The sequence below is a fragment of the Shewanella sp. 4_MG-2023 genome, from assembly GCF_030548015.1.
Classification (GTDB): Bacteria; Pseudomonadota; Gammaproteobacteria; order Enterobacterales; family Shewanellaceae; genus Shewanella.
Genome location: NZ_JAUORL010000021.1, coordinates 1 through 25,338, shown reverse-complemented (window position 1 = coordinate 25,338; position 25,338 = coordinate 1). Strand labels below are relative to the sequence as shown.

Sequence of the window (25,338 nt, the reverse complement as noted above, 5' to 3'; positions counted from 1 at the left end):
TTAAATAAATTATTATCTCTAGCTATAAAGATACTTAACGCTATTTAGCAGTAAAAATGTACCATTGTTATTATTTTATTAGTAAAGCTAATGGCGATAGTTCAATTAGCCTAATAATCACAACAATCACCCTGTAGTGACTGTTTCACTTTGTATCACCATAGGCGCCAAGTAAACTCAATTCACTCCATTTAATCTCTTATATAGCTGATATTTTTATCTAAAAAAAGTCAAACCATTGGTTTTTAACCTTATTTATTTTATGATTTGATCGCTAGCCTTTATTGTTTTTCACAAAAACTATCAGTTGATTCATAAAATGCATTGGCCGCTAACGCAAATACACGTTAAATATTCATGTGACAAATTTGTTAAAAAATTTGCATTCACAAATAATAACGGAAGAAACGACAATGAAACTGAACAAAGTTCATATAATGACCCTAGCGGCCATTTATGCGGGTGCTGCCGGAGCGAGTGCTGATAGCGCCAATGCTGATGGTGCATACTCGGCCAATATTAAGCCTATAGTTATTACCGATGCAATTAAGCAATATAACGACAATAAAAATAAAGATCGTTTATCTGGAGAGGTAGTGACACAAACTCGAAATAGTAATGGACGTAATGTTCATCGTGCTATTTCAAGTGTTGATCAAAAAGTTCCCTTTGTTTATGAAGATGATGTTGAAGGTGAGCAAACTTATATTATTCAGTTATCTGACAAGCCAGTTTCATTATATCAAGGCGGTGTTGCTGGATTAAATGCTACGACTCCTCGAACCAGTAAAATCCCGGCGGCATTAAGCCCACAGCTGCATGATAAAGTTGATATCAATAGTACCGATGTACAATCATATCGTAGTTACCTTAGTGAAAAACAAGCTAGCGTAAGCTCGCAAATTACCAGCTTGGTAGGTAACACTAAAACTATCGCTAACTATCAGCTTGCCTTTAACGGTATGTCGATGCGTATGACTCAAGATCAAGCAGCAAGCGTTGCCGGCTTATCTGGTGTTGTCAGTGTGACCCGTGAAATCATCTACCAATTACAAACTGATGTGGGTCCACAGCATATCGGCGCTGACAAGTTTTGGACCGGTGAAGTTACTGGTGAAGCGTTTACCGGTAAAGGTATTGTTGTAGGCGTGCTCGATACCGGGATTAACACCGACCATGAATCGTTTGCAGCACAAGGCGATGATGGCTACGTACATCAATTACCAGCACGATATGATGGCTACATTGGTGATTGTGAGCTAGAAGAGTTTGCCAGCATGTGTAATGACAAGCTTATTGGTGTGCGCTCTTACCCTGTGATTACCGACACTTATAGCGATGAAAGTTTTCAACCTGATAAAGGCTGGTGGGAAATCGAAGGTCCATTAAGACCTGCAAATGGCGAAGATTACAACGGCCATGGTTCACACACCGCCTCTACCGCTGCCGGTAATATCATATTAGATAGTACCTATATGGTGCCTGATGTTGGCGTAACCAGTGACGGCAAACCAACGGACTTAATGTTACCGCGTATTTCAGGTGTCGCGCCGCACGCTAACGTCATTATGTACCAAGTGTGTCACCCAGGTGACGGCAGCTTTAATAATTATACCGGCTGCCCTGGTTCTGCATTACTTGCGGGTATTGAAGATGCAGTCGCCGATGGCGTAGATGTGATTAACTACTCAATTGGTACTGCTTATGGCGCATTCCCATGGGAAGACCCAATGGAGATGGCCTTTTTAGCAGCACGAGAAGCCGGTATTTCGGTATCAGCCTCAGCGGGTAACTCTTTTGACCCTTCTGAAGCAAATGTACGCCGCGGCGCAATTGATCACTTATCCCCTTGGGTGACCTCTGTTGCAGCAACCACTCATACACGTGAGTTTAGTGTTGAAGGTAAAATGCTTACTGGCGCAACTGGCGGCGAGCAAGAGCTACCAGAACTTGTTGGCGGCGGGATTACCGAAGGTTATACAGGCCCTGTGGTTGAAGCAAAAGCCTACGGCTGGGAATATGAAAAATGTAATGAAGCCTTCCCAGCAGGCTTTTTTGATAACTCTCCTGAAGGCATTCCATATGACACTGCGCCAATTGTAGTTTGTAAGCGTGGTGATATCGCTCGTGTACAAAAAGCCATTAACGTAGCCGAAGGCGGTGCAGGTGGTTTTATTTTACGTAACGCCAGCTCTACAGAGTCGGTTAATAACGACCCTTATGTGATCCCCGGTATTCACTTGCCTTATAGTGGTTATTATGGTGATGCTTCAACTAACTGGTTTGGTTTATCAAGCTGGTTATCTAAAGGCAGTGATCATCAGTTAACCATCACGGCTTCAAATGTGGTGACGACTGAACGTGTGCCTAATGCGTTAGCTGACTTCTCATCTCGTGGACATAACTTTGATAACCCTGAAGTCATGTCACCAAACCTTGCCGCTCCTGGTGTTGATATTTATGCGGCATGGGCTGATGAAATGCCGTTTTCTGGTGTAGGTGTACCTGGTGACTACAACACCATTAGTGGTACTTCAATGGCAGCGCCCCATGTTGCAGGTGCAATGGCATTATTAAAGCAAGCACAACCAAGTTGGACACCAGCACAAATTCAGTCAGCATTAATGATGACTGCGAATTTAGCTGAAGTGACTCGCACGGTTGAAACTTACCCCTTTGTTGATTTAGAGCCAGCAGGCTTTAGTGATGCAGGTAGTGGCGTGATTAACGTTGCTCGCGCATTTAAAGCGGGTTTAATCATGGATGAAACCGGTGATAACTACCGCGCGGCTAACCCTAAAAATGGCGGCACAGTTAACACCCTAAACGTGCCATATTTTTACAATGAAAGCTGCAGTGGCACTTGTACCATGATGCGGACATTTACCGCGACAGCTGATGGCAGTTGGACTGTGGATGCTGAGTCGCTGGCAATGGATGGCGCAGATATGCTGTCGCTTGAAGTGTCGCCTAAGACATTTAGCCTTAGCAAAGGCGAAACTCAAGCCATCATGCTCACAGCAACAGTGTTAGAAGTTCAAGCACCGGGTGCAGATTCATCATCTCTACGCTTACTAGGTGATGTGACTATTACCCCTGCAAGCACGGATATGCCAATGCAACATTTACCGGTTAGCATTCGCTACAGTGGTACCAGTATGCCTGAAAATGTGGTCGGTAATATCCACCGCCAACAAGGGCATATTTTAACCCCTGAAATCACCACTGAAGAAATTCAAACCTTTAATAGCCGCGTTAATGGCTTAGTTAAAGCTGAAATTTTTGATGTGCAAATGCAGCGCAGTGATGTGCGCGACTTAGACAATACCGCGCAATCACGTATTGATGATGGCCAAGTGGTTAACTTCTTTGACGTACCAGAAGGCACTAAGCGTATTGTGTGGGAAGTGGTTAAAGCTGACTATAATGCTTATGCATCAATCGATATCGGTATGGATGTCAATAACGACGGTGAAATCCAGTGGAATGAAGAAGCCATTTGTTATTCTCGTATTGATAACAACGATTACTGCGCCATTAATAATCCAACTCCAGGGACTTACTGGGCTTATGGCTCTAACTATAAGTATGATTATGAAGATGCAGCTAACCTTGCTGATAATATGATCTTCGCTTTAGCTATCATCGGTGATCAAGATGACGCTAATCTGACTGCCGTTGGCCCAGATTCATCAAATGGCATGGACCCTTACCGTGTACAGTTAAACTATGATTTAGCTGATGCTGTAGAGGGCGATGTTTATTATGGTTATGTGGGAATTGGTAGCGACAGCTATAACGATGATAACTTAGGTTATATCCCAGTACAGCTTATTCATGACGGTAGCGACACCGAAATTGAAGCAAGCCATACCAGTGCCAAGGCCGGTGATATTGTTGAGTTTGAAGTCAGCCTAGCGCCTAACTTGTTAGGTGGTGAGCGTCAGTTAACCTTAAGTACTGAACTCGCTTCAGGCTTCCAGTTAATTGAAGACAGCGTTCAGGTTTCTGGCTTACCACAATACACTGAAGACATGACAATTGATGGTAATACCATTGCCTTTAATACTGTGCAACCTTCGTCATTAGATACCCCACGTCACTATGTGTTTACCACGAGTCTAGAGGATGCGACGTGTCGTATTCCTGCGCAAATGCAGGGCGCGAGTGACACCTTTGTGGATGTACCAAGTGAGTTTGGTTTCTCTGATTTAGGCATTACTGGCTACTCTAACCAATATTTGAGTATTCCAATGTCAGCGAATGATTTACCTCACGTACCTTTATACGGTGCAGAGCAAGACATGCTGCATGACTTACTTGAAATCTCACCATTTGGTTATGTGAAATTTGACGAAATGCCAGATTTCTATAATTACCATTATGAGTTTAATGATGTGTTCCAAAGCTTCCCTGACACTATGGTTGCCCCATTGTGGCGTGGTGATGTGATTATGCCAGAAGTGGCATTCCGTGAAGATATCGGCGCAGTCACTAACCTAGTATATGGTGCTGTGGTTGATGATTATTATGTGTTCCAGTGGAAAGGTGGTGCAGAAATTGATAACCGCTTTACCGGTAACCGTAACCCAGATGCATCAGCTTACTTTGATGTTGAAACCATTATCTCAACTAAGTTAGATTTTGCCCCTGGTGCCCATGAAATCATGTTTGGTTATCAAGCGCTGCAAACGGCTAACGATCATTTTGGTTCAATTGGTCTACATGGTTATTACGGTGAGCGTGGCACCTACCAGCCTGTCGGTGGTTGGTACAATGACGGTTTTGCCTACAATAACGTTGATGAAAAAGTGGCTGAAGGCATGCTAGTTTGTGCTGATTATCAAGGCCCTGAAAGCTCAGCATTAACGGTTAGCTTCTCTGCCCGTGTATCAGCTGCAGCTGTTGGAATGGATAATGCAGTAAAGGTTAGCAGTCAATACGCTGATTCAGAGTTAGTGACGGTATCCCATACGGTTTCATCAGCAAGTAATATTCAAGTTGCAGGTTTTACAGACCAAGTAATTGAAGAGAATAGCTCTCTTACAATGAATGTTGTCTATGCTGACCTTAAAGGCACAGTCAATGGCATTATGGTGGCAGGTGATAACATCACTGCTAAAGTTGAAGGTGATAGCATCACGATTACCCCTGATGCTGACTGGTTTGGTGAAACCATGGTATCTGTAACTGTGCATGATATGGCTTACCCGTCTGATCAAGCAACCACCAGCTTTAAGCTAACGGTTAACTCTGATGGCGTAGAGCCTGTAGCGCCAGCACCTGAAGTTCCTGTTGTTGAAGAGAAAAAATCAAGCGGTGGTAGCTTAGGCTTCTTAGCATTAGGTGTACTAGGTTTATTCGCTGGTCGTCGCCGTAAGCTTCACTAAATATTAAGCTTCACGATTATATAGGCATGTTAAGCAAACAATACCTATGAGAAAGGCCCTCTGATGAGGGCCTTCTTTTTAGTTTGATTTTATTAAACCATGAAAATAACTACACTTAAACTCAGCTTTTAACCTTTAAGAACCGCGTTAATTTATAACGCTTATTCACTAAGTTCTCTCCCACCCAATACAAACCTGACAGTGATAAAAACAAGCCCATTAAGCCAAAAAACCAACTGAAAGGATTATTGAAACTGCCTTGATGTAAGTAATCCATAAAATGTAATTTGAACATCAAATCTGCCAGTTCAGTGTCGCTATTTTTGTGGCCAATTAACTGGCCATTAATGGCATTGATGTATATTCGTGTCTCAAGATCATCATCCATGTTGATTTGCCATAAGGGATTGCATTCTTTAGGCCACTCGCTAATCGGCGGCTTAAGTTTATTAGCACTGATAACGCTGCCAGGCCCCCTATAACTGTCGATGGCCAGCGTGGTTGCTAACGATAGGTCAATATGAATCACTTCACCGCTATAGGCATTCACTAAGGTTTGCTGCTGACACTCATGTTTATAACGCATTGCGGTTTCAGTCAGTAAATACACGGGATTGCTGTCCAATGATATGAGTGCTAATTGCTGTTGATTCGGATGGTTTGTCAGTACTTGCTTTGCCGTTATTAGTTCTGCAGCATTGAAATTATAGTCTTCATGGGCAGCATGATGACTATATGCCATGCCTTTTAGCGCCTCGTGTGGGGTGATATTAAAGTAAATACCAGTCCCTAGCCAAATCAAAAATTGTAGGCTAACTAACGCGCCTACCCAGTAATGCCAGACTCGGATCAAATGCTGTAACCGCTTGGCTTTCTTGCCTGGTATTTTACTTGTTCTCACGCTCGATTTAGCACTCATTTCACATACCTCTTTCGGCGTTGCCACACTAACACCAGGCCAGAAAAAACAGCGATAAATGCGCTTATTGAAGTATAAAAGAGTAACTGATTATCAATGGCTTCACCGTCGTTATAATCCATGATGTGCCACTTCCAAAACAAGTCAAACAAGCGCCAGTATTCATGTCGGCGGGTTACCACATCGCCACTTTTAGCGGATATATAGAGGGTTGTCATGCCAATATCATCAAACTCAGCTCGCCACACAGGTAGATGCCTTGCAGATAACTCAGCTGGTGCATTGTGTTCGATAAGGCTAATGGAGCTTAATTGGGTCGCTGAAACCGATGGTAAATATAAAGCTGCGATTTGACGTGCCTGTTGCTCATTAAAGCGTTCAAGTACCTGACCCGTTTGCGCATCGATGAGCAGCTTATCATCTGTTAAATTGACTTGATAAACCGCTTTACTAAGCACGCTTTTAAGGGATATTTGCTGGGCTTTAGGGTAATTTTGATAGACGTTACCTACCGAGTATTGCACTTGAGAAGGGTCAATAACTTCTACTTTGCTAACCACATGATCACTGCGAATAAAGCCAATATCCATCAACACAAAGTAGCTACCGGTCACGCTCCATATGATGATGGGAATCGCCAGCACCAGCATTAGCCACCGATGGAGAAAGTGGGCTGAGAATATTTTTCTATATGATTTATGGATAATCAAAATTTGTCGTTACCCTTGTTATTATTTTAATTTATGGTGCGAATAGAGTTAATTTTCACTAAATAATAAGCGTCTAAATTACCTGAAACACCTTAATTTTCATAGAAATTTAATTGTGATACTTTCTTATCAAGGCTTCGCTCGATACTTTATTTTGTGTAAAGTATGCTTGCATATACCGAAAAAATACTGCTTACCATACGAATAATTACACTGCTCGCTACACTAATAAATACAGTGCTAACCCACAAAAGGATTTACATGAAACTGCCTTTAAAACTCAACTCGGCTATCTTATTAATCATTTCTGCACCGATTGCTTTTGCAACCTATGCGCCCTTGCCTGAGTCAGTTTCAAATAATGCCATCGCCAAAGTCACTACAGATAATGCCCAGTATTTACTGAGTTTTACCGGGCTTGCTGAAGCAAAAGATTATCTCGCGGTGCATAATAAAGCGTGGGCGCTTGATTTATCGAGTCCCAATAACCAATGGCAGCCCATTAAAGATGTTCCTTTTGTCGCGCCTTTGGCTGGAAGATTAGCCTCAATCGCTGTGGGTGTTGATGATCAAGCTTATGTTTTTGGTGGCTACACTGTGGCTAAAAATCATGAAGAAATTAGCACTGTCGATAATTACCGTTTCGACATCAGCGCTAATGAGTACCAACGTATTGCCGACATGCCCGTCGCTGTTGATGACACGGCTGCCAGTGTTTACCAACAACGCTATGTATATTTATTTGGTGGTTGGCACAACGACGGCAATGTTAATTTAGTGCAAGTGTATGACACTCAAACCGATACTTGGTCTCAGGCAAGTCCGATACCTGCCCCGGCGGTGTTTGGTCAAGCGGTGGCCATGGTTAACAATAAAATTGTCTTGTGCGATGGTGTGAAAGTTCAGGCTAATATAGGTAAACGTCGCAGCTATGCATCATCACCCGTGTGTTTATATGGTGAACTGAACCCAGAGAATCATTTAAGAATTAGTTGGCAATTACTGCCACATTATTCTGTTGCTAAGACGGCAAAAAGTGACATGAACAAGCCTGCTATTGCGCATTATAGAATGGCGGCAACAGGTGTAGGCTCTAATAAAAATAGCAATAAAGACAGTGATAGAGACAATAACAAAGCAGGCTACGCCATCTTTATTGGTGGCAGTGACAACCCATACAATTATAGTGGTATCGGTTATAACGGCGCTCCCAGTACCCCACAGCAATATCAATATAGCTTCGACTTTGCTAGCAACAGCTGGCTTACCCCAATAAGGCTTGCAACACCCTCAATGGATCATCGCGGCCTCATTTGTCATCAAGATAAGCTGCTAAGAATTGGCGGCATGGTGAGCGAGCAAAAAGTCAGTAATCTTGTGTTGAGCTCACCGCTAAAAACCAATCAAGCTTGCACTCAATAGCAGTACTCATAAAGAGACATATTGCGCCATAAAACGTGATCTAGATAACACTTTTATGGTGCTTGTATTGAGCAATTTAAAGATGCATATAAAATACATGTAAATTAAATGCATCTTTGGAATATTCATGACCACAGCTTCAAGCTTTGAGCAATTACAGGCACTGCCCCTCGCATCACTCATTGATTATATTGAAGTGACTCATCATCAATATGTACGTGAAACGGCGCCTTTACTGGTTGAATACACCCAAAGAATGGTGCAAGCACATGCTAGCGATCATGCAGAAATCCAGCCTTTAGCTAACCTTGTGCAAGCCTTGGTTTCAGACTTAATGCCACATCTTATGAAAGAAGAACAAATTTTGTTTCCTGCCATGAGACGCTTAGGTGATGGCTTGGAAGTAAATGGTTGTTTTGGCCATATTGGTAACCCAATCAATGCCATGGAACACGAGCATGACCATGCTGGCACCATCTTGCAACAATTACGAGAATTAACCCAAAACTATCAAGCTCCTGAAGGCGCTTGTAGTACTTGGCAGAAGTGTTACAAGACACTTGCTGAGTTTGATGCAGACTTACAGACCCATATTAATATTGAAAATAACCTGTTATTTCCAGCGGCATTAGCACTGTAAATAGAGCCAGATTTGTTTTATCCCAGTTTCATCATTGTTTTCGCTCCAATTTAACATTCATCATGTTTAATGGTTCTTGCTCCCCAGCAGAACCATTTTTTTTGGCTATTTTTCGCCAAAAGCAGCCAAAAAATGCCCGTTAAGGCACTTATAATTTGAAAAACACAGTTCAAAGTAAGGGAGTTAAAATAAACTCTTTTACAAATAGATATTGCTAAAAATATTAGCCAAACAAGCTTGTAAGATCATCTAATTGATGGATTTCAATATGGGGTAAAATATATTTAGCTTGCCTGTTGTCACTCGCTTGATGATTTAACCACACACTTTGACAACCCGCTTTTCTGGCACCTAACACATCACTGATTGTATGATCGCCAATATGCAGTAACTCACTGGGCTTGATGGCTAAATGGCGGCAACTGAGATCAAATAAGTCACTGTAGGGCTTCATCCTAACCCCGTGTCCAGGATGCAGCACAAATTGCAATACGTCATCAAGACCAATGCGCGTTGCATCCACATTACCATTAGTAATACCCACTAACGGAAAGTGCTTTCCTAAGTTGGCAAGGCAACTCAATACCTCCTCCGTTACCTTAAAATCGCTACGATGAAAGCTAAAACATTGCATCCCTTGTTGGGCACCTTGGCTAGCTTGTGCTTCACTGTAGCCCCATAGCAGTAAGCCTTGGCGTAACACTTCATAGCGCGCGGCAGTGGTGTCATGGGCCAACTCTTGATGCTCTGCAATCACCTGAGATTTCAACAAGCGCCACTGGGAGATCCCCCAATTTAACGGCGCTTTAAAGTTATCTTGCATAAAATGCGATATTTCAGCTTCCGCTTTAATAATGTGCGACACGTTGTCGTACAAGGTGTCATCCAAATCAAAACTAATGGCTTTAAACGGTTTCAGTCTTAGGTATTGTTTCATTATTTCCCCTTGGCTTTTTTCGCTCTAGGGTGAGCGCCATCATACACTTTCGCTAAGTGCTGAAAATCAAGGCTGGTGTAGATTTGGGTCGTTGACAGATTGGCATGACCCAGCAATTCTTGCACCGCTCTTAAATCAGCACTTGATTCAAGCATATGCGTTGCAAAGGAATGGCGCAATTTATGCGGGTGAACTTTTGCAGATAATGCTTGCTGCTGACCCCATTTATTCATCCGCAGTTGAATACTACGGTGTGATAAACGTTTTCCCTGTTGGCTGATAAATAGCGCATCACCCGCGTCAGCTGATGGCATTTCAGCCCGCGAATCAAGCCAAGTTTGTAATGCGCTAAGAGCGATTTTACCCACAGGCACAATCCGCTGTTTACTGCCTTTACCCATGACTTTGACTTCCTGTTGCTGAAAATCAATATCGTGAATATTTAAACTCGCAAGCTCTGCTAAACGTAAGCCGCTGGAATAAAACAGCTCCATAATGGCTTTATCTCGTTTACTTAAGGGGTCGCTAGCATCAATATCCAATAAATGCGTAACCGCATCTAGGTCCATATTTTTTGGTAAAGGCTTAGCTTGCTTGGGGGCATTGAGGTTTTTAGCTGGATTGGCATCAATCACTTGCTCACGCACTAAAAATTCAAAAAATTGCTTAAGGGAAGATAAACACAGTGATAAAGAACGCGGGCTTAAGCCTTGACGGTGAAGTTTGGCGAGAACGGCTTGTAATTGCTCACGGCTTACCGCTAACCATGAATCATCATTCTCGGTTAACTCATTGTGAGTAAATATTATTTTGCTGGCACGATTAATTTCATACAAATAGTTGCGCACACTATAGGGGGATAATTGTCGCTCTGAAATAAGGTAGCGTTCAAATGAGGCTAACCAACTTAGCTGACTCATAACACTACCTCCAAGCAGATCATGATAAAGCTAAAACAGTAATGTTAAAGCTTAAAAAAGTTGTGACATTTAAAATTTCGGCAGCATATGGTCGAGTAAATCGCGTATTTGTTCAAAAAACAAATTATCCATATCCGGATGAAAATGCGCCGCATCAGCTGATGCAACCCCAAAAATCACCTGACCATTTTCATCTGACAGCTTGGTCAATGCTACTGAGCCGACTTCGCCACCAAATAAACGCTTAGACTCTGATTGGGTTAAGCGGCCAAAATAATAACCTTGCTGAATACGCTGACGCCAAATCTTAGCCAATTCGCTGTCAATATCATGCACGGTTATCAGCCTTACATGGGTAAAGCCGAACTCTTGCTTAAGGCTTTGTGACACCAACTGTCTTAATTGGCCTAAATCTTCACACTTTAGAATGTCTAAGGATAACTGCCGATTAAAGCGAAAAATTTTCTCGTTCTCGGTGGCTATCTTCATTAATGAGGTAATTTCTTCTTCAAGCTGGGTAACTCGGGTGCGCAGCATTTCTTGCCTGCGCTCGACCAATGACACTGCGCCGCGTTCGTGATGAGATAAACGCATCGCCAGCAATAATTCAGGGTAACGATTAAAGAACTCTGGATTTTGCAGCAAATACTCGCGGATCAGGTGCTCATCGATGGCTAAATCCTCCATCGATAATGTCGGCATGCTTAAGTCAGCGCCCAAATCAGCTGCTGCTTTGGCATTTTGTGCGAGCATTTTTTTGGTATTAATTACATCGGTCATAACTGGATTTGTCCATCAAATACATGTTCAGCAGGTCCAGTCATCCATAACGGCTTGCCCTCACCTTCCCAGTTAATGTTTAAACTACCACCGGGTAAGTCAACTTTAACTTGGTTATCTAACTTATTTTGCAAAATCCCAATGGCCACTGCAGCACAAGCGCCGGTACCACAAGCCAATGTTTCACCTGCGCCGCGCTCATAGACTCTAAGCTTAATATGGCCACGATTAACCACTTGCATAAAGCCAACGTTAACCCCTTTAGGGAAACGCTCATGACGGGTCAGCATAGCGCCAATTTCTTCCACCTCTGCAGTGGCAACATCATCCACATCTAATACACAATGGGGGTTGCCCATAGAAATGGCACCACAAAGAAACGTTTGCTTGGGGCTTGTTAATAAATAGGTTTTTTCGCTGCGTTTGGCCCGAAATGGGATTTTACTGGGCTCTGTGATAGGCACGCCCATATTCACGGTAACGCTGCCATCACGCTCTAAGCGCAGGGTCATTTTACCTGAGCTGGTGCTAACGCGGATTTTGTATTTATTGACTAACCCTTTGTTACGCACAAAACGCGCAAAGCAGCGGGCGCCATTGCCACACTGCTCAACTTCACTACCATCTGCATTAAATATGCGGTAATGAAAATCTAAATCTGGGTCGTAAGGCGGCTCGACTAATAGCAGCTGATCAAAACCGATCCCGAAGTTACGATCGGCTAATCGGCGAATTTGATCTGGCGAAAAAAACACATTCTGTGTTACGCCATCAACCACCATAAAATCATTACCTAGACCATGCATCTTGGTGAATTGGATCAAAAGTGTCTTCCTTTATCGAACTATTATGAACGTATTGATAAACTATTACGGCAGTATATGTTCACCTTGCCACAATTGTTCAATCTTTTCACGCTCACGGATCACTTGATTTTGATCTTTATCGACCATGACCTCTGCCACACGTGGACGAGAGTTATAGTTAGATGCCATCACAAAGCCATATGCCCCACTTGAACGTACAGCTAAAAAGTCACCTGCTGCCACATTTAACTGACGGTCTTTACCTAAAAAGTCACCGGTTTCACAGACTGGGCCGACCACATCATAAGCAAAGGTTTGCGCCGCAGTTTGGTTAACAGGGATAATGTTTTGCCAAGCTGAATACAACGACGGACGAATGAGATCGTTCATGGCGCCATCCACAATAGCAAAGCGCTTATCGCTGTTTTCTTTTAATGACAACACTTGAGTGACAAAAATGCCGGCGTTAGCTGCAATGGCGCGCCCGGGTTCAAATATCAATTTTAGTGGTCGATCGCCCAAGCGCTCAAGTAAGGCGGCGGCGTACACATCAGGATGCGGCGGAGTTTCACCATCATAAGTCACCCCTAAGCCACCACCGACATCGAAATGCTTAATTTCAATGCCCTGCACTGCTAAGCGGTCAATTAGCGCTAGCATTCGGTCCATGGCATCTAAAAACGGGCGCATTTCAGTTAACTGTGAGCCAATATGACAATCAACCCCTTTAACATCTAGATTAGGCAAACTATGGGCGCGAGCGAACACTTGCTCAGCTTCATCCATGGCGATACCAAATTTGTTTTCTTTAAGCCCGGTAGAAATATACGGGTGAGTGCCGGCATCCACATCTGGGTTAACTCGCAATGATATTGGGGCCACTTTACCTAAACGGCCAGCTACCTCATTAAGTTGCTCAAGCTCAGCGCTTGATTCAACATTAAAGCAATAAATACCAATATTCAGTGCTTGTTCCATTTCCGCCGTTGTTTTACCAACCCCAGAAAAAACCACTTTTTTAGGGTCGCCGCCAGCGGTAATAACCCGGGCTAATTCACCGCCAGAAACAATATCAAAGCCACTGCCTAAACGTGCTAATACGTTCAGCACCGCAAGGTTAGAGTTAGCTTTAACGGCATAACAAATTAAATGAGGGTGCGTTGCCACGGCATTATCAAAGGCATGCCAATGGCGCTCTAAGGTTGCGCGCGAATAAATATATAGCGGCGTACCATGCTCACGAGCCAATTGCTCTACTGAGCAGCCTTCAGCAAATAAGCTGTCTTGTTGATAAATAAAATGATCCACTATGCGATTCCTTGTTTATTATTCTGTAATACTTTTATGCGATAAAGGCGGCTTTAACCTAGCTTTTGAGGCAATTGTTGAGACTGAGTCTGAGGTTTAACTTGGTTTTCCTCAAGGGTAGACTCTGGCGGTTTTCGCTGTTCCTGATTGGTTTCTGCGTCAGGAGTTTTATATAAAGGGCCTTTTTGTCCGCAGCCTATAATGGATAGGCTAGCAAGCATTACGAATAAAAACAGTCTCATTTTTCTCAACATTCTATGCATCTGGGGAGTTATAGCCTTATAATCGCATTCATAACCTAGAAAGCACAAGGATTGAAATGCATGGCTATGACAGATACAGAGTTTCATCAATTGGCAGATGAGATGTTCAGCAAGATAGAAAATGCCATTGAAGCTGCTATTGACGAGCAAGATGCCGATGTAGACATCAATGCCAGTGGTAATGTTTTACAGCTTGAGTTTGAAGATGGTTCGCAAATCGTCATCAATAAACAAGAGCCGTTACATGAGCTCTGGATTGCGACTCGCTTTGGTGGTTATCACTTTGCGTTAGTTGATGGAAAGTGGTTTGATGAGCGTAATGACAATATATTCATGCCGTTTGTGATTGAGTCGATTAAAAAGCAAAGCGGTATTTCGCTGGCGATTTAATCCCTCAGGTGTACTAGCTCAAATTGTCGATATCTAAAGTGATAATGTCAGCAAAACTGAATTGGGTTTAGAAGTCTGAACTCAATTCATTTATCATCACCCCAAATGGCACCACGTTTAACTCACCGTTTATTCTTTCTAATTTAAAAAATTGCGGCATATTAAAATAATGCTGTGATGATACCCCCTGCTCAAATGCAAAACTGTGGCTTTCTTTTTCCACCAACTCCTGCATCGACATATTTTCATATAATTGATGTTTAAGCTCGTTTGCTTCATCAATAATAAACACATCTAAAACATCAGGTCGCTGGCGTAAAAAGTATTGCTTTGCCCCTTTGGAAATATACAACTTAATCACATTGGGGATACCGCCGTAGGGATCAGCTTTGATGATGGCAGCTGGCGCATTCAGCTGCGGCTTTTTAAAACGCTGCACTTTTATCGGCCCAGCTTTAACCGCGTCATCACCCAAGAGGTTATACACCAAACCCATGGGATTAAAATATAAACCATAACGATGGCCGCCAAGCTGTAACGGATGCATTAACCCTGAGAAAGTGCGCGCCTCATAACAGTATTTGACGCATTGAGAAAAAATCCCCTGCAGCGCATCATGTAATTGTTTTTTCAGCCGCTGGGCACAGGCGACAATATTAATTTCTACTTGCTGAGGTTTACATTTTAAGCCTATAGCAACAAAAGACAGCGCCTCTAATAATCCCAATGGACCTTTAAAACGATGACACTGCCACTCGCCCCAACTATTGAGACAAATGATATCAATGGTAGACAACATATTTTGCTGTTTTTTGCCTAAGGAAAAAACATTGGAGTTCATGTAATCAATCATGATCTCTTGCCCTTGCCACTTGATGGTTGGGTCTTTATCAAGATTGGCCACAACAATAATTTTTTTATAAAAAAATGGCTGACACAATTCAGCTTTGGAGACTTTGCTTGTCGCCGTCATCAACGGATTAAGGCTTAATGCCAATTGAGTCAAGCGGGCTTTACGGTGTTTACTGCGGCCATACTCTTGCCACTGAGTGTCCGCAGTAGAAATATCATTCATCACCGCCCACGCAATCAATGCTGTGGGTGTGTCGGCTTTAATAATGGCTGACTCACCCAATAGCTGCCCAGAATTATGCGGCTGGCGATATAAATAAAATCGTGACTCTTTAAGGCTATGGATAATGGTTAAATGAGGCTCGATTATTGAGCTGCTCCACAGCTTGTTTAAAGGTAATAATTGATGCTCATCGTCACTGAAATAAGTATGAAGTTTACGGGCAAGGATCCCTAACTCTTCCACTCTAAAGCGATCGCTTAATGCTTGTTTTGAGGCAAAGTCCAATAAGGTGCGATAACTGATTAGTAGCAATTCATTAAGCTGCTTGTTAAACCATTTCAGTTGCCCTGAATGCCAGTGCTGGCTGTTATCCAGTGTTTCTAACAAACTATGGGGCCAACCCCAGTCCTCAACCAATTGCTGCATTTTATCTCTGCGCCAATCTCTGGCCACGCAGCGATTTGTTAAATTGACCCCACACTTAAGATAAAAACAACGGCGGACAATTTCGAGGCGGCGCGTGTCCCGTCGCCCGAGTAGATATGCTTCAATACGCTGATATAAAATTAAATAGGCATCATTGGATTCAGTAAAATCCCCTTGCAGGCACTGTTGCCAAATCTGCTGGGTAATAAAATTTGCTTGCGGGTACTCTGCGGCATAGGTTTCCAGCAGCAATACCTTAAGCAAGGCTTTATGGGGTTTATTGAGCCCCTTATAGAGTTGCCATAATGAGGCGCCAAAATATTCAGTTGCCGGCATGGATTGCACATCGCCTAAAAACAACACTTCGTTATCAGCGTCAGCACCCGGCCACCACCCCGCCGCTTTACCAGACAAACGAATATGGGAGCGATAAAATTCTTCTAATAATAACCAATGCTGGGTGCTGCCACTGTGCTCTTCGCCAAGGGAGCTGTAACAATTATCAAATGCGCTGCATTCTCTAAACTGTAATGGGTGTACCAGATAAAAATTCACTTCAAAATCAAAACTTGCAAACCACTGAGTCAATTGGTCTGTTTTTTCAGTAACTAATGCTAAATCAGCATGACTTAAGCTTGATTTGTAAACCAACCACACATCAACATCACTTTTAGGGTTTTGGCCAAAACTTGCGGTGCTGCCCATGGAATACACTCCTTCGAACGCACTGGGCTGGGCTGCTTGCAGATCTAAACTGGGTAAATGCAGACTGTGACGCGCCTGTTCCATAGCAGGTGTCATGTCAAATTGGCTGATCCCAAAAGGCGTTAAAGCGGAGTTACTGCCGGGCAGTTGCACATTATGATGATGGATCAAATAAGGAATGATATCGAAAAGCTGTTGCTGAATTGGCGACAATAAGGATTTAACCCGTTCATATCGAACAAGATTGAGTTGATTAGCTATCTCGATGGAGCGATAAACCTTTTGATTCAAAGTATCATCCTGTTACTAGCACTAAGTTACTAATTATCAACATACTGCAGCGCAGTTAAAAACCATGTTGATTAGCGTTAAATAAATTAGTAGAAACGTGATCATGTTAGCACTTTTATTTAAATACACCAGCAAATGAGATCTGCATCACAAAAAACTACGTGCATAGTTCAAACAATCGCTATCGATTTGTTACATCTGCTTTCTGGCAATGTTAGCATTATTGCAATTAAGTCTATTGATGGAACTCTTTGGCATGTCTCAAAATGTTATTCGTATCGCTACACGTAAAAGCCCACTTGCAATGTGGCAAGCAGAATTCGTAAAAGCAGAACTTGAACGTATTCATTCAGATTTAACCGTAGAGCTATTACCAATGAGCACAAAAGGAGACGTTATTTTAGATACGCCTCTGGCTAAAGTTGGCGGTAAAGGTCTTTTTGTTAAAGAACTTGAAGTTGCCATGCTTGAAAATCGCGCTGATATCGCGGTGCATTCAATGAAAGATGTACCGGTAGACTTCCCTGAAGGTCTAGGTTTACAAGTGATTTGTGAGCGTGAAGATCCACGTGATGCATTCGTATCAAACACTTACAAAACCATTGAAGAATTACCACAAGGCGCTGTTGTGGGTACTTCAAGTCTTCGTCGTCAATGTCAAATCCGTGCGGCTCGCCCAGATCTCGTCATTAAAGACTTACGTGGCAATGTCGGTACTCGCTTAGCTAAATTAGATAGCGGCGATTACGATGCGATTATCCTTGCTGCTGCAGGTCTTATCCGCCTAAAACTTGATGAGCGTATTGCCAGCTTTATTTCAGCTGAAGACTCACTACCTGCAAATGGCCAAGGCGCTGTCGGCATTGAGTGCCGCATGAATGACGAACGCGTTAAAGCATTGCTTGCGCCACTTGAGCATTTAGAAACTCGTTACCGTGTTTTTGCCGAAAGAGCGATGAATATGCGCTTAGAAGGTGGCTGTCAGGTACCAATCGGTGCTTATGCTGAAATTGATGGCGATAGCTTACATCTTCGTGGCCTAGTGGGTAACCCTGATGGCAGCCAAATCATTGAAGGTAATGTGACTGGTTTAAAAACTGATGCGGTTGCATTAGGTGAGCAACTGGCTGAAGATTTACTTAGCCGCGGTGCTAAAACCATTCTAGACGCTGTTTACAACCAGTAATCGAGATGAAAGTCTTACTGTCGCGCCCTGAGGGGCGCAATCAAGCTATGGCAGATAAGCTTAAAGCGAAAGGAGTCGACTTCATGGTCACTCCTTTATTAGCTGTGGTACCTACTCACAACCGGATTAACCCCAACACCCTCACCCAAGCTGACAGCTTAATTTTTATTAGCACTAATGCGGTAAAGTTTGCAGCCATTAGCCTTAATGATAAATTTCCAGATTGTCGCTATTACGCCGTTGGCCAAGCCACCGCTGATGCCCTGTCGCAATATAACATCACTCCTGAAATTGCCCCTGAAGACAGCCAGGACAGTGAAGGCTTATTATCACTGACATCATTAAGCGATATTAAAAATCAACACATTGTTATCGTAAGAGGTATTGGCGGCCGCGAAACTATCGCTGAGCAACTGACTCTCAGACAGGCCAATGTTTGCTACTGGGAAGTCTACCAACGCAGTCTGCCAAAGCTAGATTCAGCCTTGGTTTGCAGTCAGTGGCAGCAATTCGGCATTGATACCATAATCGTCACCAGTGGCGATGTGCTAGAGAATCTAATTAAACTTGTTCCAAAAGAGTTATTTGCATGGTTGCAATCATGTCATATCATAGTCCCCAGTAATCGAGTGGAGCAAAGAGCAAAAATAGTCGGGTTAACTCACGTCACCAATGCAAGTGGCGCGAATACTCAAGCTGTTTTAGCTGCATTATCTGTTTAATCATTAGTTAGTCATTTGTATTTGCGATAATGTTTAATCCTGCCAAACTGTAACTTTGCCTTATCGTGTTTTTGCTCGCATTAATGATTTGGTCGCACTGTGGATGATCAAACTAGGTACTCAAGGACAGCTCATGGAACACAACAAACAAGATCCTAATCAACAAGCTCATTCAGACAATGATGTGATTGAATCAACTCCTGTTATCGAAGCAGATAAAGTGAGCGAACCTGAGTCAGAAAATCCCTCATCAACCACACAAAAGCAAGCCACAAACTCTGAGGCTAGCCCAGAAAAAAAACACCGTAGTAAAAGTTCATGGTGGGTGCGTTTCAGTATTCTTATTTGCCTGATCATTGCCATTGGCGGAATAGGCCTAAGCTATCTGCTATGGATGGAACTGCAAGAGCAAAAACAGCAGCTGCAAACTCAAAACCAACAAACCAGCGTAATAGGTAGTCAAGTCACGCAAGCGCTGGTAGAACCCAATAAACGCATTGCAGTATTAGAAGCCCAGCAACAGCAAAATTCACAGGCTTATCAGCAACAAGCGCAGTTAGCTAAATCACAACAGCAATTACAGCAACGGGTCGCTACACTGGCTCAGCGTAATCCAAATAACTGGATGGCATCTGAAGCTGAATACTTAGTCCGTATGGCAGCTAGAAAACTGGCTCTTGAAAACGACCCTAAAACAGCAGCAAGTTTATTAACATCTGCTGATGAGCGTATTGAAGCAATGAAAGATCCCACCTTATTGCCGATACGCCGCGCACTTGCCAATGATCTCGCCCGAACTAATTCCATCAAAACCACTGATGTGGCAGGCACCATTTACGCTATTGATGGCATACTTAATCAGTTAGATACCTTGCCATTGAATCGCGCTAAAGCCCAAGCAGCAGAAGACTTGGCGGAGCAAAATGCCATCTCAGATTCAGTAGATGACTGGCAAAGTAATTTAGCCAAGACTTGGCATTCAGTAACGGATGGTTTTATCACTATTCGTAAGCGCACTACAGATCTTGAGCCGCTACTAGCCCCAGATCAGCAATGGTATCTGGTTGAAAATATCCGCAATAAATTACTCCAAGCTCAGTTAGCCCTGTATCAACATGATCAAGTTAATTATCGCCAATCGGTTGGCTTTGCGCGAACGTGGATCCAGCAATACTTTGATTTAGACGAAGATAAAACCCAAGAAGCGCTGCGGGCTTTAGATGCACTAATGACGGTCACCATTGAAGAAATAAACCAGCAAAAATTTGAGTCTACCCGATTACTTCAGCAGCTCATTACTTACGGTGAGTTGGTTCCAGCAGAGGAACCACAGTCATGATTAAAACTCTTGCATATGTGATTATCATTTTAATCGGTTTTTGTATCAGCCCATTTATCATCGGCAACACAGGCTATATTTATATTGCGGCGGGCGATTATCAAATAGAAACCAGTTTAGTCTTTGGTTTACTGGGGTTAATTTTATTTTATGCAGCGCTACAGATAGTTGAATGGCTGATTATTTTCCTACTGAATATCATTATTCATAGCCGCTATTTACCTGATCGCTGGCGCAAACAAGCCGCTAAAAAACATACCTTACAAGGGGCCTTAGCACTGGCAGAAGAAGACTGGCCTAGTGCTGAAAAAGCCATGTCTAAAGGCGCAGCAAAAGGCGAACTGCCGGCTTTGAATTTATTTGCCGCCGCCCGCGCTGCTCATCATCAACACAATAGCCAAGCCCGTGATCAATATTTAGCTCAAGCGGCAGAAGATCCGCTAGCACAAACCGCAGCCAGAACCTCAAAAACTCGCTACCTTATCCAACAGGGTCAATTAGCTGAGGCGAGAATAGAGCTACAATTACTCAATCCAACCAGTAAAAGTAAAACCCCAGTGCTAAAATTAGCCTTGGATTTATATCAGTTACAGGGTGACTGGCAAGCATTAAAGTTACTTTTACCTGCTATTAAAAAACGTCAAATCGTTACTGATGAGATATTTAATAATATAGAGCAACAAACTAATATTGCCCTATTGACTGCTGCAACTGAATCTAACGAACAAGATCTTGAGAAGTGTTGGCACTGGCTTAGTAAAACAGAGCGCAGTCAACCGACTCTCATCGCCATTTATGCTCGCGGCTTATGCCAGTATGAACGTAAAAAAGATGCCTTAAAGCTGCTTTCTAAGAGTTTGAAAGTCGAACCCAGTAACAGCATTTTATCGGCCTTGCCCCACATACTAGATGCTGACGATGATGAAATAAGAAAACTACTGCAACGTTACCAGCAAACCCATGAGCATGATGCTGGATATCAAGTGTGTTTAGCCAAGTTAGCCATGCAAAAACGTGATACTAAAGTCGCAAAAGAGCACTGGACAAAAGTATGTGACGTATCACCATTACGACAGCATTGGTTGGCATTAGCACAAGTGCAAGAGCAACTCGGTGAAAATACCGCTGCACTACAAAGTTATCGAAAAGCGGCTAATGCTAGCGAGTAAAACTTGTGCAAATATTAAGCAATAATTTCATAATGAATTAATCGCTTTCTATAATCAGTTAGACACTAAAGCCTGCCATTTGGCAGGTTTTTTTATCGCTTTTTTCTACGTGAAACAAGCTAATCTAGCAACAAATATCTCATGAATAGCCTACCAACATCACCTAATGCTAATGTATTAAAAATTTAACATTTGCCTGTAATCACTTAGTTGTACTGATTTACAAGACTTTTCTATTTCCCTCTTAAATTCATTAGTTTATTACGAAGAACTAGATGGTCAAAAAATTGACCTATAGTAAGGCTACTGCTAAAATTGTTAACTTGCGGTTAATTTAACTTTCAAACTTATAACAGCAAATACCTCGATATGCATAGTTATGCTAACACTATGAATATCAGGTTAAATGCGGGTTATTGGAGCTAAGGTCATGAGTTCTGTTGTAACGACAAAAAATGGTGTTTTAAATTCAACTAATGGAGAGATTACTCTCACGTTGAACAATGAAACAAAAAACATTCTTCCAGGAGATACTATTCCTGCAGGGGCAGAACTCCAAGTAGCCGATGGCATTGCGTTTGTGGTGACCTTTGATGATGGCACTATTCTCAATGGTGACAACATAGCTGAAAACTTATCGGCCGAAACTATCATAGATATGACCACAGATGAGCTCACTGAGATTGAAGCCCTACAGGCATTAATTGAATCCGGTGAAGATCCAACCGCTGAACTACCTGAAACCGCAGCAGGTGAGACAGCAACAAATCAAGGTGGTAGTGATTTCGCTTCATTAGCTCGTGAAGGCTCGGAAACTATTGCTACAGCAGGCTTTGATACCTCTTTTGATGCACCAGATATTTTAACCGCGAGTCTTTCATTAGGTGATGATGGCGTTGATGCGCTAAATAACAACTTTAATGTAGCTCAGTTTACCGATAATTTTGTCAATGGCGTATCCTTTACCACCTCTTCTGGATTATCAGGTTTTACCGGTGATTTGGGTTCACCGGGATCATTTGCTTACCTCCCTGGCGACACCATTACCTTTATGGTCGGCGGTGTCACTATTGCTACTTTTAGTGCCGATGTCATTCAAGGGGATATTTTATTCCTGCAAGATATTGCTGGCACTTTGCTGTCTGATACCAACATGGATTATGTTGAGAACATGGCTATTTTCCTTCAAGCCTTGGATAACGATTTATCCGACGGCATTGATGACGGTATTTTAAATACCAATAGCCTGATCAATAATGATGACAGCTACAGCACTAATATCAATATTTTATTATCTGTTCACGAGGCATTAGCCAATTATATTGATCCCACCACAGGCCAACCTTTAAATATTGCCACTGCAGGTAAAGAGATGATATCTCAAGTACTTGCTGAGTTAGGCATTATTTTTACCCGCGATACCGAAAGACAAGAAGATGGTCAGAATGTCTTCGAAACCATTGCAATGGAGCATGTTGCAGATACCATTGATGATATTGCAGGCGATAGAACCCCTGATGAACATGACGAACGTACCGTAGATATCCTTGACGTACCCGGTGGGTTAATTACCTACAACTATAATGAATTAGATGGTCAAATTACTTTCTCAGCCAACGATTTACTAGAAGGTGCTGTAGGCCAACAGGTTATCGACCAAAACTTATTGGTTAGCAATGTTAGACTCAGCGCAGCTTTTGAGGACATTGGGACTTTACAAGATTTAGGTGATGGCAATTTTGTCATTATCTTAAATGAAGGTATTACCCAATACGATCTTGAAGGCCTAAGTATTGATTACCGTGTAGAAGATTGGACCGTCTTCAGAGACGTCACTTCAGCGACCCAAGATCAATATAAATCACATCTATCTGCTAATATTCCAGATGTTTTTGAAGATGTTGGTTTTAATCAATTCACTTTAAATAGTGAACTCACATTTGAAACCGATCAAGAACTGTTCATCACTTTCACCAGTGAATTACTCAGTGAGCAACTCGGTTACCCAATTGCCGAATATGCTGATGATTATTTAGTTCCTCTTGAATACTCGAATGATGGTGGCCTAACGTGGCAGACCATGACTGTAGGAGGGATTGATTCAAGTGGTGATCTTGCTAGACCTATATTTAGCTTCAACCTTGAAGCAGGTAACAATAGCATCCTAATTCGCGTGCCTATTTTTGATGATGCCATTATTGAACCAACTGAATATTTCAATGCCATTGTTACTGGTGAAAATGTTTATGATGAAGAACTAGAATTTGCCATTTTTGATAACGACGGTAACGGTTCAGACTTACCTGTTGTCGATATTGACTACGCCGTTGTTGTAGAAGGAATGGAGTTTGCATTATTCACGCTGACGTTAAGTGAACCAAGCACAGAAACCATTACCCTTGATTATAGCTCAGAAGAGCTAACCGCTTTATTCGGTGAAGATTTCACTAATGTAAGTGGCACTGTGACTTTCCTCCCTGGTGAAACTACAGCTTATATTAGCGTCCCTATTACAGATGATTTAATCGTAGAAGGTAGCCCTGAATTTGCGCTAATAAACTTATCTAATCCAACCAATGCTGTACTAGGTGATACTCAGGCTACGTTACGTATTTATGATAATGATCTTCCTGATAATACAAACATTACTTTAGATATTGATCCCGTCACTGGCGATAACATACTGACGCCAGATGAAGCGACTGGCACGATTACAATTACAGGTACCGTGACCGCTGATGCTTCTATCACTACCGGTATCATTATGTTGACCATTAATGGTCAAGAATACCAAGCGATTATGCAATCTGATGGTACATTCTCAGTAGATGTCGATGCGACTGACTTATTAAACGATCCCGACACTGTAATTGATGGCATTGTATATGGATACGGCGCTGATGGGGCAAAGGGAACAGCAACAGCTAACGAAGATTATGATATCCCTACAATTGCTGTAAACGACAGCATTACTGTTGCTGAAGATACTGTAGCAGAGGGTAATGTATTAGCTAATGATTCCGATACCGATGACACACTCACTGTTATTCGTTTCGAAGTTAATGGCGAAACATACTCAACTGGTACGTCAGTAACATTAGATGATGGCGTGTTAGTTATAGATGCTGATGGCAGTTATTCGTTTACCCCAAATGAAAACTGGAACGGTAACGTACCGGTGATCACCTACACCACCAACACGGGATCAACAGCGACCTTAACCATTGAAGTCACCCCGGTTGATGATGCATCGGTATTAGTGAACGACACCAACACGGTCGCCGAAGACACACCCGCCACCGGTAACGTACTGGATAATGATGCTGATGTGGATAACACCTTAACCGTGGCCACCTTCACTGTGGCAGGCGATGCCACCATTCATGATGCAGGCGATACCGTGTCTGTCGAAGACGGCAGCTTAGTCCTAAATGAAAACGGCACCTATACCTTTACTCCAAATGAAAACTGGAACGGTAACGTACCGGTGATCACTTACACCACCAATACGGGCGATACAGCGACATTAACCCTTGAAGTGACGCCTGTTGATGATAATACGGTACTTGAAAATGACAGCAATACTGTTGCTGAAGATACCGTCGCTGAAGGTAATGTTCTCGATAACGACGGCGATATCGATAACGACTTAACCGTGGTGAGTTTTGAAGTTGATGGTGTCACTTATACTGCTGGTACAGAAGTTACCGTTGAAGGCGGAACCCTCGTCATCAATGAAGATGGAGCTTACACCTTCACCCCTGAAGCTAACTGGAATGGCCAAGTTCCAGTTATTACTTACACCACCAATACTGGTGATACGGCAACATTAACCCTCGAAGTCACCCCTGTTGATGATGCTGCGGTACTTGAAAATGACAGCAATACTGTTGCTGAAGATACCGTCGCTGAAGGTAATGTTCTCGATAACGACGGCGAT

General features: G+C 42.6%; 17 protein-coding genes and 1 pseudogene. 9 read left to right on the top strand and 9 right to left on the bottom strand.

Annotated elements, in window-relative coordinates; all coding sequences use genetic code 11:
• The first annotated feature begins 413 nt into the window (after positions 1 to 413).
• Positions 414 to 5,390, top strand: a complete 4,977-nt coding sequence (locus tag Q4546_RS12560) for a S8 family serine peptidase (RefSeq protein ID WP_303446363.1) — start codon at positions 414 to 416, stop codon at positions 5,388 to 5,390.
• A gap of 121 nt (positions 5,391 to 5,511) precedes the next feature.
• Here Q4546_RS12560 and Q4546_RS12555 read toward each other — a convergent pair whose 3' ends face one another.
• On the bottom strand, positions 5,512 to 6,309 hold the full coding sequence (locus tag Q4546_RS12555) for a PepSY domain-containing protein (protein WP_102440227.1): 798 nt from the start codon (positions 6,307 to 6,309) through the stop codon (positions 5,512 to 5,514).
• On the bottom strand, positions 6,306 to 6,959 hold the full coding sequence (locus tag Q4546_RS12550) for a peptidase (RefSeq protein ID WP_102440228.1): 654 nt from the start codon (positions 6,957 to 6,959) through the stop codon (positions 6,306 to 6,308). The genes Q4546_RS12555 and Q4546_RS12550 overlap by 4 nt, the downstream gene beginning before the upstream one ends.
• Positions 6,960 to 7,280: 321 nt before the next feature.
• Between Q4546_RS12550 and Q4546_RS12545 the strand changes: the two genes are divergently transcribed.
• Positions 7,281 to 8,441 (top strand): kelch repeat-containing protein, encoded by a 1,161-nt coding sequence (locus tag Q4546_RS12545; protein ID WP_102476040.1) that lies wholly within the window; start codon positions 7,281 to 7,283, stop codon positions 8,439 to 8,441.
• A 148-nt stretch (positions 8,442 to 8,589) separates the two neighbouring features.
• Positions 8,590 to 9,081, top strand: a pseudogene (locus Q4546_RS12540) (hemerythrin domain-containing protein); the annotation flags it as partial.
• Between the two features lie 223 nt (positions 9,082 to 9,304).
• Here the strand turns inward: Q4546_RS12540 and Q4546_RS12535 are convergent.
• The 6 genes from Q4546_RS12535 to Q4546_RS12510 all read right to left on the bottom strand — a co-directional run bounded on the left by Q4546_RS12535 (position 9,305) and on the right by Q4546_RS12510 (position 14,074).
• Positions 9,305 to 10,018 carry an HAD-IA family hydrolase gene (locus Q4546_RS12535; RefSeq protein ID WP_303446362.1) on the bottom strand — a complete coding sequence of 238 codons (714 nt, stop codon included), beginning with the start codon at positions 10,016 to 10,018 and terminating at the stop codon, positions 9,305 to 9,307.
• A complete protein-coding gene (gene xerC / locus Q4546_RS12530) occupies positions 10,018 to 10,938 on the bottom strand; it encodes a tyrosine recombinase XerC (RefSeq protein WP_102476047.1) in 921 nt (306 codons plus the stop codon). The genes Q4546_RS12535 and xerC overlap by 1 nt, the downstream gene beginning before the upstream one ends.
• Positions 10,939 to 11,007: 69 nt before the next feature.
• Positions 11,008 to 11,640: a DUF484 family protein gene (locus tag Q4546_RS12525; protein WP_102440240.1), complete on the bottom strand. Its 633-nt coding sequence runs from the start codon at positions 11,638 to 11,640 to the stop codon at positions 11,008 to 11,010.
• Positions 11,641 to 11,714: 74 nt separating this feature from the next.
• The gene (gene dapF / locus Q4546_RS12520) at positions 11,715 to 12,542 is read right to left on the bottom strand and encodes a diaminopimelate epimerase (RefSeq protein ID WP_102440233.1); all 828 of its coding nucleotides are present in this window, start codon (positions 12,540 to 12,542) and stop codon (positions 11,715 to 11,717) included.
• 45 nt (positions 12,543 to 12,587) lie between these two features.
• Positions 12,588 to 13,832, bottom strand: a complete 1,245-nt coding sequence (gene lysA / locus Q4546_RS12515) for a diaminopimelate decarboxylase (RefSeq protein WP_102476048.1) — start codon at positions 13,830 to 13,832, stop codon at positions 12,588 to 12,590.
• Positions 13,833 to 13,885: 53 nt separating this feature from the next.
• Positions 13,886 to 14,074, bottom strand: coding sequence for a lipoprotein (locus tag Q4546_RS12510; RefSeq protein ID WP_241901024.1), 189 nt, complete (start codon positions 14,072 to 14,074; stop codon positions 13,886 to 13,888).
• 81 nt (positions 14,075 to 14,155) lie between these two features.
• On the opposite strand from Q4546_RS12510, the gene cyaY reads away from it, so the two are divergent.
• Positions 14,156 to 14,485, top strand: coding sequence for an iron donor protein CyaY (gene cyaY, locus Q4546_RS12505; protein WP_076539407.1), 330 nt, complete (start codon positions 14,156 to 14,158; stop codon positions 14,483 to 14,485).
• Between the two features lie 67 nt (positions 14,486 to 14,552).
• On the opposite strand, the gene Q4546_RS12500 is transcribed toward cyaY, so the two are convergent.
• Positions 14,553 to 16,982, bottom strand: coding sequence for a class I adenylate cyclase (locus Q4546_RS12500; RefSeq protein WP_102519924.1), 2,430 nt, complete (start codon positions 16,980 to 16,982; stop codon positions 14,553 to 14,555).
• Positions 16,983 to 17,238: 256 nt separating this feature from the next.
• Here Q4546_RS12500 and hemC point away from each other — a divergent pair, with 256 nt between their 5' ends.
• The 5 genes from hemC to Q4546_RS12475 all read left to right on the top strand — a co-directional run.
• Positions 17,239 to 18,168, top strand: a complete 930-nt coding sequence (hemC, locus tag Q4546_RS12495; protein WP_102440236.1) for a hydroxymethylbilane synthase — start codon at positions 17,239 to 17,241, stop codon at positions 18,166 to 18,168.
• A 5-nt stretch (positions 18,169 to 18,173) separates the two neighbouring features.
• Positions 18,174 to 18,890 carry a uroporphyrinogen-III synthase gene (locus Q4546_RS12490; protein WP_102440237.1) on the top strand — a complete coding sequence of 239 codons (717 nt, stop codon included), beginning with the start codon at positions 18,174 to 18,176 and terminating at the stop codon, positions 18,888 to 18,890.
• 133 nt (positions 18,891 to 19,023) lie between these two features.
• Positions 19,024 to 20,229, top strand: coding sequence for a uroporphyrinogen-III C-methyltransferase (locus Q4546_RS12485; protein WP_157936125.1), 1,206 nt, complete (start codon positions 19,024 to 19,026; stop codon positions 20,227 to 20,229).
• The gene (locus Q4546_RS12480; RefSeq protein ID WP_102440239.1) at positions 20,226 to 21,398 is read left to right on the top strand and encodes a heme biosynthesis HemY N-terminal domain-containing protein; all 1,173 of its coding nucleotides are present in this window, start codon (positions 20,226 to 20,228) and stop codon (positions 21,396 to 21,398) included. The genes Q4546_RS12485 and Q4546_RS12480 overlap by 4 nt, the downstream gene beginning before the upstream one ends.
• A gap of 430 nt (positions 21,399 to 21,828) precedes the next feature.
• The coding region (locus Q4546_RS12475) for a retention module-containing protein (RefSeq protein WP_303446361.1) at positions 21,829 to 25,338 on the top strand (3,510 nt) is incomplete at its 3' end.

Bases quoted from the DNA above. Each gene is read 5' to 3' on its own strand.
- xerC (WP_102476047.1), bottom strand. From the start codon at position 10,938: ATGAGTCAGCTAAGTTGGTTAGCCTCATTTGAACGCTACCTTATTTCA.
- Q4546_RS12510 (WP_241901024.1), bottom strand. From the start codon at position 14,074: ATGAGACTGTTTTTATTCGTAATGCTTGCTAGCCTATCCATTATAGGC.
- Q4546_RS12490 (WP_102440237.1), top strand. From the start codon at position 18,174: ATGAAAGTCTTACTGTCGCGCCCTGAGGGGCGCAATCAAGCTATGGCA.
- Q4546_RS12555 (WP_102440227.1), bottom strand. From the start codon at position 6,309: ATGAGTGCTAAATCGAGCGTGAGAACAAGTAAAATACCAGGCAAGAAA.
- Q4546_RS12545 (WP_102476040.1), top strand. From the start codon at position 7,281: ATGAAACTGCCTTTAAAACTCAACTCGGCTATCTTATTAATCATTTCT.
- Q4546_RS12535 (WP_303446362.1), bottom strand. From the start codon at position 10,018: ATGAAACAATACCTAAGACTGAAACCGTTTAAAGCCATTAGTTTTGAT.
- Q4546_RS12485 (WP_157936125.1), top strand. From the start codon at position 19,024: ATGGAACACAACAAACAAGATCCTAATCAACAAGCTCATTCAGACAAT.
- Q4546_RS12480 (WP_102440239.1), top strand. From the start codon at position 20,226: ATGATTAAAACTCTTGCATATGTGATTATCATTTTAATCGGTTTTTGT.
- Q4546_RS12550 (WP_102440228.1), bottom strand. From the start codon at position 6,959: ATGCTGGTGCTGGCGATTCCCATCATCATATGGAGCGTGACCGGTAGC.
- cyaY (WP_076539407.1), top strand. From the start codon at position 14,156: ATGGCTATGACAGATACAGAGTTTCATCAATTGGCAGATGAGATGTTC.
- Q4546_RS12525 (WP_102440240.1), bottom strand. From the start codon at position 11,640: ATGCCGACATTATCGATGGAGGATTTAGCCATCGATGAGCACCTGATC.
- hemC (WP_102440236.1), top strand. From the start codon at position 17,239: ATGTCTCAAAATGTTATTCGTATCGCTACACGTAAAAGCCCACTTGCA.
- Q4546_RS12560 (WP_303446363.1), top strand. From the start codon at position 414: ATGAAACTGAACAAAGTTCATATAATGACCCTAGCGGCCATTTATGCG.